Genomic DNA, 13,299 nt, shown 5'->3' with positions numbered 1-13,299 from the left:
GCAGGTTTGGAGGTTTGCGAGTTGGAAGGTTTGAAAGTTACAGGTTGTTGCCCAATCCCAAAACCCCAGACCCTAAACACTCACAGGGTTCTGCGGTTCTTGGTTCTCGGCCTTCCGTCAATTCTTGAGCTTCACGTCGGGCAGTTTCAGGTCGTAGGCGCGCGCCACCGCATCAATCGCGTCAAGCAGGCGCTGCGCGAAGTCGAGATCGATGTCTTTGTCGCGGGCATCTTCGGCGATGCGGCGCTGCATGTTGCGCAGCTGGCTGGTGGCGCGGCCCTTGTTGCCGTCGGCAAGCGCCTGGGCCACGTCGTCGGCGCGCGAAACCAGCTCGTCGGCGTGTTTGCCGGCCTGGCCGTTTGCCTGCCCGGCCAGCACCAGCTCGCGCAGCTGATCGACCGACGGATCGAGCTGCGTGGGCGGTGCTTCGGTGGGCGCAGGCGGCGGCTCAGTGGGGATCGGCGCGGGCGTCTCAGTCGGTGGCGGCGGCTCGGTTGGGATCGGCGCGGGTGTTTCGGTAGGAACCTCAGGCGGCACTTCGGTTGGCTGTTCCGCTGGCGCAGCAGTGGGTTGCTCGGTCGGCACTTCGGTCGGCTGCTCGGCGGGCGCCTGGGTCGCCACCACCGGCAGGCCGCCATTATCGCCCGTTTGGCTGCCCAGCCCACCATTGAAAAACAAGGCCGCGCCAACCGCACCCAGGCCAAGCAGGCCCAGCAGCAGCAGTGCGATCAGCATGCAGCGCCCGCCAGCATGGCCGGAGCGGGCCGGAGCTGCAGGAGCGGGCGCGGCGGCGCGGGGGGGCGGCATTGTGGGCTGCGGGCGCGGCGCTGTGGCTTGTGGCTGCGGCGGGGCGGGCGGCAGCGCAACAGGAATTGGCGTTGCCGGGCGCGCCGGGCTGGCCCACACATGCGTCGTCTGGTCGTGCAGCGCAGGCGCGGCGGCACCAGCTGCGGGCACCATGTTCCACGCCTGCTCAAGCGCGCGCACCAGCGCGCCGCCGCTGCGAAAGCGCTGCGCCGGATCTTTCGCCAGCGCCTGCAGCACCACGCGCTCGACGGTGGGCGGCAGATCGGGGCGGCGCGGGCGCAGTGGCGGCGGGGCTTCCTGCATATGGCCCAGCATCGCCGCCATGGGCGTGTCGTTGTGAAAAGGTGTCTGGCCGGCCAGCAGCTCGAACAGCACCACGCCAAGCGAGTACAGGTCGCTGCTGGGCGTGAGCGGCAGGTTGCGCGCCTGCTCGGGCGAAAGGTAGTCGGGCGTGCCGATCACCATGCCCGCCTGCGTATATTCCGTGGGCAGCTGGGTATTTTTTGCAATGCCGAAATCAGTGAGCACAAGCTCGCCGCGCTGGTTCCAGATCGCGTTGCTGGGCTTGACATCGCGGTGGATGATACCGGCGGCGTGCGCGGCATCGAGCGCGGCGGCCAGCTGGCGCACAATCGCCAGCACCTGCTCGCGGCTGAACACCTGCCCCTGCCCGGCCAGCGTCTTCAGCTGGTCAGCCAGCGTCGGCCCGGCGAGTAGCTCCTGCACCATGTAGGTGAGATCGCCCTGCTCGCCGTAGTCGTACACCGTCACAATATTCGGGTGGCGCAGGCTGGCCACCAGGCGCGCTTCCTGCAAGAATCGCTCGGGCAGGCCGGGCGTGTGCGCCGCCGCTGGCGACAGCACCTTTACCGCCACCTGGCGCTGCAAACGCCGGTCGAGCGCGCGGTAGACCGAAGCCATGCCGCCGCTGCCCAGCAATGCCTCTACTTCATATGCGCCAAGCGCCATGCCAATGATCGAGCTTGTTCCAGCCAATCGTTTCTCCTTCACCCGGCCTTGCAATGTGCCACTATAGCACACCAAACCCGCAGGCGCGCGCCTGCGGGCTGTTGCATCACGTGTTGTGCCGGGCGTACCGGCTATGCCTGGATCTGCTCGCCAGGAATATCTGAAGCCAGGGCCTCAGCGGTGGAACGCGTCTCCCACCATACATTCAAGCCCGCAAGAATCGGCGTCACCAGCATAATCGCGATCCAGATCAACCAGAGCATGGTAGCAATCTCCGCATAGTTAAGCGATGAAAAGAACGTTGTAAGCCCTGCTATCATACACCGCAGGCCCGATTCCAAATCTGATATTTCGATTACAAAAGGCTGATAGTTGCGTCGCTTTCCAGTATTCAGAAGTAGGATTTCAGGTTTCAGTATTATCGGCTTTCTAGATCTTTCGCAGAATATCACAGCATGACTATCGATTTTTAAGCACGCTGCAGCGAGGCAATATATGAAACTCTTTCGCCTATGTTTCGCATACCACAGCTCGCCCAGCGCGTGCTATAACGTATGCACGGTTTGCTGCGGCGCTTTTCAGCAACACACCGCCGACATAATGTCGGCGGTGTGTTGTTTTTGCGATCAGGTGATGGCAGCATATCAGGATGCATATATCGCAAATCGCAAATCGCAAATACACTAGCCCAGCACATTGCGCACAACGGCGCGCAGCTCTTCAAAGCGATAGGGCTTCTGGATGAAGGCGGCCAGGCCCTTGCCAGCAAAGCGGCTTGTCGCGGTCTGCTCGTTGTAGCCGCTGGTCAGCACCACGCGCACATCGATGCGGATGCGGCGCAGCTCGCGGAACGTTTCTTCGCCGTCCATGTGCGGCATGGTCATGTCGAGCAGCACCAGGCGAATATTCGCCTTGCTGGCGCGGAAAATCTCGACACCCTCGCGCCCGTCGGCCGCGGCCAGAACCTCAAAGCCCATACGTTCAAGCATATGAACTGCCAGGCCGCGCGCCGTTTCTTCATCATCGACCACCAGCACCACGCCGCCGCCGCGCCATTCCAAAGCCTGCGCCTCAGGACTTTCGGCCATGCTGGCGGGCAGATCGGTGGCGGGGAACAGCGCTTTGAAGGTGGAGCCAACGCCCTGCTCGCTGTAGATCTTAAGCGCGCCGTGGTGCCCGCGCACGATACCCAGCACCGCCGCCAGGCCCAGGCCGCGCCCGGTGAACTTGGTGGTGAAAAACGGCTCGAAGACGCGGGCGCGCGTTTCTTCGCTCATGCCCGCGCCATTGTCGGCAACTTCGAGGTAGACATACAAGCCTTCGGGCAGGTTCTCGTCCAGGTAGGTTTCCGACAAATACGCGCTGTCGCAGTACATCGCGCCGGTGGTGAGCATGATCACGCCACTGCGGTCGCCAATCGCCTCGGACGCGTTGATCACCAGGTTCATAATCACCTGGCGAATCTGCGTCGCGTCGGCCGAGATGCTGGGCAGGTTGGGCAGTAAATTATATTTGAGCACACATTTTTTCGAGATCGAGATCTCAAGCAGGCGTGTGATATCGTCGATCAGCCGCGAAATGTCGAGCTGTTCGACCACAAAGCGCCCTTTGCCCGAGTATGCCAGCATCTGCGCCGTAAGCTCGGCGGCGCGCCGCGCGCCATTCACCGCCTCGCCAATCAGGGGCAGGGCCGGCGAGCGCGGCGGCAGCTCGAGCAGTGCAAGGTCGGCGTAGCCCAGGATGCTGGTGAGCAGGTTGTTGAAATCGTGGGCAATGCCGCCGGCCAGCATACCCAGGCTTTCGAGCTTCTGCGTCTGCTGGAGCTTGGCATCGAACTGCGTTTTTTCTTCTTCCGCCTGTTTCCGCGCCGTGATGTCGAACATGATGCCAATGGAAAAAGGCGTTTGCCCCGGCACCGTGATGATCGGCGAGGCCGTGTTGTGCACCCACACCGTGCGGCCATCGCGCGCCAGCATGCGATACTCAATATCCAGCGGGCGCGGGTCGTCGCTGTTTTCGCGGAAGAAGGGCTTGATCGCGGCGTAGTCGGCGAGGTGAATTCTGCCAAACCAGAGCGATGGATCGCTCAGCCATTCTTCGGTGGTGTAGCCAAGCATGGCCTCAAGCTGCGGGTTCATGTAGGTTGTACGATTATCGCCGTCGCCAAATTCAACAATATACGTCACCGCCGGGATCTGCTCGACCAGCGTGCGATACTTGGTTTCGGCCTCGCGCAGCGCCAGCTCGGAAAGCTTTTGCCTGGTGATGTCCAGGCTGCCAAAGGCAACGCCGGTGATGGTTTTTTCAGATTGGTAGATCGGGATGTACGAAAGGCCATACCATTTGGGTATGCCGCTGGGGTGCTCAACCTGGCTTTCGTAGTAAATTTGCTCGCCCTGGAGGCAGCGGTGGAAGTAGGCCACAAAGCGTTCCTGGCTGGCTGGCGTGAGGTAGCGAAGAACCGACTCACCCACTGCAATATCGCTTTCCAGGGCCTGCCTGATCTCGTGGGCCGCCACGCGGTTGAAGGCAAGAATACTGTAGTCCTGATCGAGCAGATAAAGCTGCTGCGGCGAGCTGTCGAAAAACGCGCGCAGCGTGGCATCGCTGCGCTCCAGCGCGGCCAGCGCCTGGTAGCGGTCGGTTACATCGCGGTTGATGCCGATCAGGCCAGTCAGCGTGCCTTGCGCGTCGTGCAGCGCCCGCACCGCCGAGTCGACGATCAGCTCACGGCCGTCGCGGTGCAGCTGCGCCACCATGCCCGTCCAGCTGCCCTGCGCAAGCAGTGTGCTAAACGCGCTCGCGCTGGTGATTGATGAATCCAGGTAGCGCTGGCGCACCACTGCGCTGAGCTGCTTGCCGCGCACTTCATCCGCAGCCCAGCCATACATTCGCTCGGCACCGGCATTCCATTCCTGAATGCGAAATTCGGGGTTAAGCACAATAACTGAATCGTTGACGTTTGCCAGAAGATGCTCGTGGTATACGCGATTCTGGTGCTCGGCTGCAAGCGCTTGCTCAAGCGCAGCGATACGCGCGCGCAGCGCCACAATTTCCTGATCTTCTGAATGTTGTCGTTCGAGGTCGTCCATACCCGCCTTTCTGCTGCGAACAGGGCGGCGCGCCACTCGCTCATCCCCCGGCGTGGCGCGAGCGCAAGAAGATTGCCTATGGCAAGATTGCAGTGATGGACGGATATTATACCAACACTGTGGCCGGGCGCGATTTACGGCATCTATGCGCTCGGTGTCGGCAAAGGGCTGCGCCATGCCAAAATCTAACATTCTTCTAACGCCAATCTTATAGCCTGCTAGCGCGATTGGGGTACACTATTCACAGCGCGAGTTGCAGTGGAGCGAGTGAATATACACGCCGCTCGCGCCCGAAGCGCAACTCGTAGTTCATAGAAGTGAGGAACTAGCATGGCTAAAATAGTTGGTATCGACCTGGGTACGACGAACTCGTGTGTGGCGGTGATGGAAGCCGGCGACGCCGTGGTCATCCCGAACGCCGAGGGCAATCGCACCACGCCGTCGGTGGTGGCTTTCACCAAGAATGGCGAGCGGCTGGTTGGCCAGACGGCCAAGCGCCAGGCCACGATCAACCCTGAAAATACATTTTTCTCGATCAAGCGCTTTATTGGCCGCAACTACGACGAAACCGACGTCGAGCGCGCCATGGTGCCTTTCCAGGTAACCAAAGGTTCGCGCGCCGATGTTCGCATCCACTCGAACCAGACCGGCAAGGAATACGCGCCGCAGGAAATTTCGGCCATGGTGCTGCAGAAGCTCAAGGCCGACGCCGAAGCCTACCTGGGCGAGACGGTCACGCAGGCTGTGATCACGGTTCCGGCCTACTTCAACGACAGCCAGCGCCAGGCCACCAAGGACGCGGGCAAGATCGCCGGCCTGGAAGTGCTGCGCATCATCAACGAGCCGACCGCCGCCGCGCTGGCCTATGGCCTCGACAAGAAGAAGGACGAGACCATTCTGGTGTTCGACCTGGGCGGCGGCACGTTCGACGTGTCGGTGCTGGAGGTTGGCGACGGCGTGGTTGAGGTGAAAGCCACCAACGGCGACACCCACCTCGGCGGCGACGACTACGACCAGAAGGTTGTGAACTGGCTGATCGAAGAGTTCCGCAAGGACCAGGGTATCGACCTGGGCAAGGATCGCCAGGCGCTGCAGCGCTTGAAGGAAGCCGCTGAGAAGGCCAAGATCGAGCTGTCGAGCATGAGCGAAACGGAAGTGAACCTGCCGTTCATCACCGCCGACGCGAGTGGCCCGAAGCACCTGCAGATCAAGCTGAACCGCAGCAAGTTCGAGCAGCTCACCGCCGACCTGACCGAGCGGCTGCGCGGCCCGTTCACCAAGGCGCTGAAGGACGCGGGCATGCAGGCCAGCCAGCTCGACGAGGTGGTGCTGGTGGGTGGTAGCACCCGCATGCCGGTGGTGCAGGAGCTGGTGCGCAAGATCACCAACAAGGAGCCGAACAAGAGCGTCAACCCCGACGAGGTGGTGGCGATTGGCGCGGCCATCCAGGCCGGCGTGCTCGGCGGCGACGTCAAGGACGTGGTGCTGCTGGATGTGACGCCGCTGTCGCTGGGCGTTGAGACGCTGGGCGGCGTGATGACCAAGCTGATCGACCGCAACACAACCATCCCGACCCGCAAGAGCGAGATTTTCTCGACGGCGGCCGATAGCCAGACGGCGGTGGACATCCACATCCTGCAGGGCGAGCGCGAGATGGCCGGCGACAACATGACGCTGGGCAAGTTCCGGCTCGAGGGCATCCCGCCCGCGCCGCGCGGCGTGCCGCAGGTCGAGGTTACGTTCGACATCGACGCCAACGGCATTCTGAACGTGCACGCCAAGGACAAGGCCACCGGCAAGGAGCAGCGCATCACCATCACGGCCAGCACGAACCTGAACAAGGACGAGGTTGACCGCATGGTGCGCGATGCCGAGGCGCACGCCGCCGAGGATCAGCGCCGCCGCGAGACGGTGGAGCTGAAGAACCAGAGCGACAGCCTGGCCTACCAGAGCGAGAAAACGCTCAGCGACCTGGGCGACAAGGTCGACTCGGTGCAGAAGGAGCGCGCTGAGACACTGATCAAGGATCTGCGCGAGGCCGTTTCGCAAGAGGACGAGGATCGCATGCGTTCGCTCTCGGGCGAGCTGCAGCAGCTGATGATGCAGATCGGCCAGAGCAGCTATTCCGACCCGCAGGGCCAGCCTTCGGGCGGCAAGGGCGGCGACGAGGGCGTGGTCGAGGGCGAGTATACCGTCGAGTAGTTTCGCTACTTGAAAACATACAACACGGCGGCCGGGGCGCAAGCTCCGGCCGCCGCTGCGTTGGGCGAAATAGTACGCGCACCCTTCGATACGCGCTTCGCGCTACTCAGGATGCGCGACTGATAGTACAGTAGAGATTATCACGATTTAAATTCGCAAATACCATCTGGCTCTTTAGGACGCCAGAAAAGGCATTAGCACAGACGTTTGCCAGGCAAGCAGTTTAAGGCTCCCTGATGCCATTTTATACTTAAATCGTGATAATCTCTAGTATTCGTCACAATGGATGAGCCGTCAATATTGTACGCGATAGCTTTCTGATGCCTTAGTGCTGCTGCCGACTGGCTTCTGCTGACTGCCGACTGCTCTAAAGCCCTGTTCAGCGTTACGCTACTCAGGCCGTTCAATCGTGTGGCGCGACACCGCCGACGACAGCACCAGCGAGGTCGTCACCTGTCCGTAAGGCGTGAAGCGGTCGATCAGCGCTTCGAGGTGCGCAATCGACGTGGCAAGGATTTTCAGAATAAAGCTGTCGCTGCCGGTGACGCGATGGCATTCCAGCACCTCGGGCATGCCCTGCACCAGCGCGGCCACGCGCTCGCCGCGCTCGCCAACTTCGGCCAGGCGCATGAATGCCAGCAGCGGCAGGCCCGCCCTGGCTGGATCGACCTGCGCGTGGTAGCCGCTGATCACGCCAGCTTCTTCCAAACGGCGCACACGCTCGGCCACGGCGGGCGGCGAAAGGCCAACTGCGCGCCCGAGCTCGCTGAACGAGCTGCGGGCATTCTGCTGCAGCAGGCGCAGCAGCTTCCAGTTGATGTCGTCGAGCAGCGCTTCAGAATGCAAACTCATGCGGGCATTTTACCTTAAATTCATTGCACCAGCTGGCACAATCTTTTCGCCATGCCCTGTCGATTTGCGGGCCGATCTTTTATACTCAAAGCAGCGGGCGAGCGCAGAACCAAGAACCAAGAACCGAGAACCGCGGAACCACAGAACCGCATAACCTGCAACCTGTAAACCTGCAACCTTCTAACTTTCAACTCGCAAACCTGCAACCTTCTAACCCGCCAACCTGCAACCCAAAAACATACAAGGAGGAAGACAATGACGTCTGATCCACTCGACCTGCAGGGCATCGACCACATCGAGTTTTACGTCTCGAACGCGCGCCAGGCGGCCCACTTCTACCGCACTGCGCTGGGCTTGCAGCCAGTTGCCTACGCCGGGCTCGAAACGGGAGTGCGAGACCGCGCCGCGTGGGTGCTGCAGCGCCGCAACATTCGCTTCGTGCTGAGCGCGCCCCTGCGCCCCAACCCCGCCGACCCGATTGCAATGCATGTTGCGCGCCACGGCGACGGCGTGCGCGACATCGCGCTGCGCGTGGCCGACGCCACAGCCGCCTACAACGAGGCGCTGCGCCGTGGCGCGCAGAGCGTGCAGCCGCCCACCCCCGCCACCGACGAGCACGGCACGGTCGTGAAGGCCAGCATCGCCGCGTATGGCGACACGATCCACAGCTTCATTCAGCGCGACGGCTACGAGGGCGCGTTTATGCCCGGCTTCCGCCCATTCGACACACAGCTGCCCACGCCCGACACTGGCCTGGCCGCGATCGATCATATTGTTGGCAATGTCGAGCTGGGCCGCATGGACGAATGGGTTGGCTACTACCGCGACATTCTGGGCTTCAGGCAGATGATCCACTTCGACGATCAGGATATTTCGACCGAATACTCGGCGCTGATGAGCAAGGTGATGCAGAACGGCAGCGGGCGCATCAAGTTCCCGATCAACGAGCCGGCCGACGGTCGCCGCAAAAGCCAGATCGAAGAATATCTGGAATATTACGGCGGGCCGGGCGTGCAGCATATCGCGCTGGCGACCGGCGACATCATGAAGAGCGTGGATGCGCTGCGCGCGGCGGGCATCCCCTTCCTGCGCGTGCCGCAATCGTACTACGACGAGCTGCCCGCGCGCGTTGGCTCCATCCCCGAAGACGTGCACGAACTGGCCCGGCGCGGCGTGCTGGTCGACCGCGACGAGGAAGGCTACCTGCTGCAAATCTTCAGCCAGCCGCTGCAGGACCGCCCGACGCTGTTTGTCGAGATCATTCAGCGCAAGGGCAGCCGTGGCTTCGGCAAGGGCAATTTCAAGGCGCTGTTTGAAGCGATCGAGCGCGAGCAGGAACGGCGGGGAAATCTCTAGATTTACGATTTACGATTTTGGATTTACGATATGCTCGTCAATCGTCAATCGTAAATCTGAAATCGTAAATGGAGTCAAGATGCGCTTTGTCAGCTTCAACTATATCGACCAGTTTCCGCGCGCGGGCGTGCTGCTGGGCGGCGCGGTGATCGATCTTGCCGCCGCCGCGCCGCTGATGTTCGAGCAGACCGACGCCCAGCGCTGGGAGCTGCTCGACATCCTGCGCGGCGCGCCCGAGGGCATGGGCCTGGAAGGCGCGGTCGAGATCGCCACCGCCGTGTTCGACCAGCTCGGCGTCAGCGACGTGGACGAATTTGGCGAGCTGGTCGCGTCGAGCTATGGCATGTCGGGCGCGATCACGATTGGCGGGGTGGATATGGTGCTACCGCTCGACGAGGTGCGCCTGGTCGCGCCGCTGCCGCGCCCAAACAGCCTGCGCGACTTCTACGCCTTTGAAGATCACGTCGCCACCGCCAACCGCAACCGTGGCCGCGATGTGCCTTACGCCTGGTATGAAATGCCGGTCTTCTACTTCGGCAACCACATGGCGATCTATGGCCCCGGCGCCGACATCCCGCTGCCGCGCACCGAGGCGCTCGACTACGAGCTGGAGATCGCCTGTGTGATCGGGCGCGCTGGCCGCGACATTCTTGAGGAAGACGCCGAAGAGTACATCGCTGGCTTCACGATTATGAACGACTGGAGCGCGCGCGATGTGCAGCGCGAAGAGATGAGCGTGGGCCTCGGCCCGGCCAAGGGCAAGGACTTTGCCACCTCGCTCGGGCCGTGGCTGGTGACGCCCGACGAGCTGGCGGATTTCGCGCTGGGCGATGGTCGCTACAACATGCCGATGGTCGCGCGCGTGAATGGCGAAGAACGCTCGCGCGGCAACTTCCGCGACATCTACTACACCTTCGCCCAGATGATCGCCCGCGCCTCGCGCGACGCCACGCTCTACCCCGGCGACGTGATTGGCAGCGGCACGGTTGGCACGGGCTGTCTGCTGGAGCTCACCGCTGGCCAGGGGCCGTGGCTCCTGCCCGACGACCTGATCGAGCTGGAGATCGCCGGCCTGGGCGTGCTGAAAAACCAGATCATTCCGTAGCGATTTACGATTGACGATTTTGGATTTACGACAGATACAACAAGCGTCAATCGTCAATCCAGAATCGCAAATCAACTGACGATTTTTTGGATGGACGAAAGGCACAGCAATCGTCAATCGTCAATCCAAAATCGTAAATCAACAGGAGGTCAACGATGCCCTTCTACCACCGCCTGGGCGAGCTGCCCCACAAGCGCCACACGCAATTCCGCCAGCCCGACGGCGCGCTCTATGCCGAGCAGGTGATGGGCACGCGCGGCTTCGAGGGAATTCAGTCGATCGTCTACCACCGCCGCCCGCCCACTGCCATCCTCAAGGCCGAAGATCGCGGGCCGGTGCAGATCGAGTTGGAAGAGCCCGGCGCGCTGCGCCACCGCCACTTCCGCACCGCACAGCTTGCCCCCGGCGGCGACCCGATCAGCGGGCGGCGCGTGCTGCTGCACAATGCCGATGTGACGCTGAGCATTGCCCAGCCGACCGCGCCAATGGACTACCACTACCGCAACGGCCAGGGCGACGAGCTGCTGTTTGTGAATGCGGGCGAGGGCCGCATCGAGAGTTTGTTTGGCACACTCGATTTTCGCCGTGGCGACTACATCGTCATCCCGATTGGCACGACCTACCGGCTGGTCGCAAACGGCCCGTGCACGCTGCTGGTGCTCGACATGCGCGGCAACATCGACACGCCGCGCCGCTACCGCAATGAGTATGGCCAGCTGCTCGAACATTCGCCCTTCTGCGAGCGCGACATCCGCGTGCCGCACGAGCTGCCCGCCCACGACGAGCGCGGCGAGTTCCCGGTGCTCGTGCGCGCCCGCGACCGCTACACCATGCACACACTCGCCCACCACCCGCTCGACGCGGTGGGCTGGGATGGCTGCCTGTACCCGTGGGCGCTCAACATCGAAGACTTCGAGCCAATTACTGGGCGCGTACACCAGCCGCCACCGGTACATCAGACCTTCAAAGGCCCGAATTTCGTGGTCTGTTCATTCGTGCCGCGCAAGTACGACTACCACCCGCTGGCGATCCCCGCGCCCTACAACCACTCGAATGTCGATAGCGACGAAGTGCTGTTTTATGTCGAGGGGAATTTTATGTCGCGGCGTGGCATCGAGCCGGGCAGCATCTCGCTGCACCCGAGCGGCTTGCCGCACGGCCCGCATCCCGGCGCGGCCGAGGCGAGCATCGGCAAGGAAGGCACCGAAGAGCTGGCCGTGATGGTTGATACGTTCCACCCGCTGCGCGTCGCCCGCGCCGCCACAAGCATCGAAGACGCGCGCTACCCCTACAGTTGGGCCGCGCACGAGTGACGCGCTTTCGGCGTAGGGGATGGGGGGCGACAAAGTCGCCCCCAAACTTTTATTTTCTGATGCTGCGCCCCGGCTTCGCCGGGGCACAGCATCAGAAAAAAGAGATCAAACGAAGTTGCTATCAACCGTGGTAAGATTGCGCCACCCATCGTAAAGGAGAAGAGAAGAAGGAGAGTGGGATGCGCATCCGCACGACTCAGCGCTTGCTGTTTGTGGCGTTTCTGGTTCAGGAAGGGATCGTATTTCTGCGAGCCAGCCCGGAAGAGCGCGCCAATGCGCCCCTGCCGCCCGCGCCCGCTGTGTTCGGCGTGTCGCTGCTTGCGCCGCTGGTGCTGAAGAGCTTTGTGCCGCGCTGGCTGGAACGGGTGGCCTTGCTGCTGCAAGTGCTCGGCTGGTCGCTTGAGATCGCCGGGATGGCACAGCTTGCGCGGAAGCAATCGTTTGGCATTCATCCGACTGCCGCAACAAAGCTTTCGCGCGATGGCGTGTATCGCTTCGAGCACCCGATCTACCTGGGCCTGCTGCTGACGATTGCGGGCTGGACATTGCCAGTGCCGCCGTGTCTGGCGGCGGTTGTGCTGGCATACATGGGGTTTCGCCGGGCTGTGCGCCTGGAGCGCGCCCACCTGGCATCACTTCAGGCGCAGCATCGCGGGCTGGAGAGCTTTCTGTGGGCGGAGGAATAATTCAGCATTGCACGGCGCGACGCAGAGGAAAACAACGCAGGGTTTCTGAAAAGCGAGAATGGCAGGCATTGCGACATGCTTGCCATTCTCATATAGCGCATCGGAAATCGGTGCTGCTTGTGACGAAAAACGAAGGACGAATGACGAAGACACATTGGTCATTCGTCCTTCGTCCTTCGTCTAGCAACGAGAAGCGAACTGCAATCGATCTGTACGAGCTTCCCGCTCGCTTCCCCGTGCGTTTAGCTCCCCCTGGTGTATCGCAACCCATCCACAAGCAGCGCAATCATACGCCGCGCGTAGGCAAGGTCGCCCTGCGCTGAGAAGCACAGGCTATTCACCGCACGCAGCAGGTCGTCGGATTCGGCATCGCCGCGCACTTCGCCGGCATTCACCGCCGCATCGAGCAGTGTGCGCAGCGCCGGTCGCAGGCGCGCATCGAAGTAGGCGGGCAAGCTGGCATATGCCGGGTCGCCGGAGTGCAGGGCACTTGCAAGCCCGCGCTTGGTCGCGATGAAATCGACATAGCGCTGCAACCACAGCGCCAGGGCCTGGGCGGGCGCGTGCTCGGCTGCAAGCAGTGTTGCGGCATCGGCGCAGGCATCGACCTGCTGGCGAAACACGGCGACGATTAGGTCGGAGCGTTGCGGGAAACGCCGGTACAGCGTGCCAATCCCCACGCCCGCCCGCGCCGCGATTTCGCGCACTGGCGCTTCCACCCCCGAGCGCGCAAACACTTCCAGCGCCGCATCCACAATTGCGTCGGCACTGCGCTGCGCGTCGGCGCGCAACGGCCGCGCTACGGTTTCCTCGCGCTCAGGTTCATTGTTTTCTTCAGCTACCATCTTGCCTTTGTTCATGATTTTATAGGATTTACGCGGTGTCCCACGTGGCCTAGCCGTTAGCCTGCGGCAGCT

At 62.3% G+C, this 13,299-nt stretch carries 10 protein-coding genes; 5 read left to right on the top strand and 5 right to left on the bottom strand.

The genetic code is table 11. The features are described 5' to 3' along the window. Positions 1 to 117: 117 nt before the first annotated feature. The 3 genes from M1P90_RS24580 to M1P90_RS24570 form a co-directional block, all read right to left on the bottom strand. On the bottom strand, positions 118 to 1,803 hold the full coding sequence (locus M1P90_RS24580) for a protein kinase domain-containing protein (RefSeq protein ID WP_483698166.1): 1,686 nt from the start codon (positions 1,801 to 1,803) through the stop codon (positions 118 to 120). Between the two features lie 104 nt (positions 1,804 to 1,907). Beyond that, on the bottom strand, positions 1,908 to 2,039 hold the full coding sequence (locus M1P90_RS24575) for a hypothetical protein (protein WP_483698165.1): 132 nt from the start codon (positions 2,037 to 2,039) through the stop codon (positions 1,908 to 1,910). 420 nt (positions 2,040 to 2,459) lie between these two features. After that, positions 2,460 to 4,868: a PAS domain-containing hybrid sensor histidine kinase/response regulator gene (locus M1P90_RS24570; protein ID WP_483698164.1), complete on the bottom strand. Its 2,409-nt coding sequence runs from the start codon at positions 4,866 to 4,868 to the stop codon at positions 2,460 to 2,462. 330 nt (positions 4,869 to 5,198) lie between these two features. On the opposite strand from M1P90_RS24570, the gene dnaK reads away from it, so the two are divergent. After that, complete coding sequence (gene dnaK / locus M1P90_RS24565; RefSeq protein ID WP_483698163.1) at positions 5,199 to 7,070, top strand: molecular chaperone DnaK; 1,872 nt, start codon at positions 5,199 to 5,201, stop codon at positions 7,068 to 7,070. A gap of 390 nt (positions 7,071 to 7,460) precedes the next feature. Here dnaK and M1P90_RS24560 read toward each other — a convergent pair whose 3' ends face one another. Beyond that, positions 7,461 to 7,922: an Lrp/AsnC family transcriptional regulator gene (locus M1P90_RS24560; protein WP_483698162.1), complete on the bottom strand. Its 462-nt coding sequence runs from the start codon at positions 7,920 to 7,922 to the stop codon at positions 7,461 to 7,463. A 255-nt stretch (positions 7,923 to 8,177) separates the two neighbouring features. Between M1P90_RS24560 and hppD the strand changes: the two genes are divergently transcribed. The 4 genes from hppD (at position 8,178) to M1P90_RS24540 (ending at position 12,382) form a co-directional block, all read left to right on the top strand. After that, positions 8,178 to 9,278, top strand: a complete 1,101-nt coding sequence (gene hppD, locus M1P90_RS24555) for a 4-hydroxyphenylpyruvate dioxygenase (protein ID WP_483698161.1) — start codon at positions 8,178 to 8,180, stop codon at positions 9,276 to 9,278. A 79-nt stretch (positions 9,279 to 9,357) separates the two neighbouring features. Beyond that, complete coding sequence (locus M1P90_RS24550) at positions 9,358 to 10,383, top strand: fumarylacetoacetate hydrolase family protein (RefSeq protein ID WP_483698160.1); 1,026 nt, start codon at positions 9,358 to 9,360, stop codon at positions 10,381 to 10,383. Between the two features lie 155 nt (positions 10,384 to 10,538). Further along, on the top strand, positions 10,539 to 11,696 hold the full coding sequence (locus tag M1P90_RS24545) for a homogentisate 1,2-dioxygenase (RefSeq protein WP_483698159.1): 1,158 nt from the start codon (positions 10,539 to 10,541) through the stop codon (positions 11,694 to 11,696). 179 nt (positions 11,697 to 11,875) lie between these two features. Then, positions 11,876 to 12,382 (top strand): methyltransferase family protein, encoded by a 507-nt coding sequence (locus M1P90_RS24540; protein ID WP_483698158.1) that lies wholly within the window; start codon positions 11,876 to 11,878, stop codon positions 12,380 to 12,382. A 242-nt stretch (positions 12,383 to 12,624) separates the two neighbouring features. Here M1P90_RS24540 and M1P90_RS24535 read toward each other — a convergent pair whose 3' ends face one another. Next, entirely contained in the window at positions 12,625 to 13,227 is a 603-nt protein-coding gene (locus M1P90_RS24535; protein ID WP_483698157.1) for a TetR/AcrR family transcriptional regulator, read from the bottom strand. Between the last annotated feature and the right edge of the window lie 72 nt (positions 13,228 to 13,299).

The organism is Kouleothrix sp. 19917 (genome assembly GCF_057073505.1).
The sequence above is the reverse complement of the archived record's forward strand: the minus strand, read 5'-3'. Positions and strand labels throughout refer to the sequence as shown.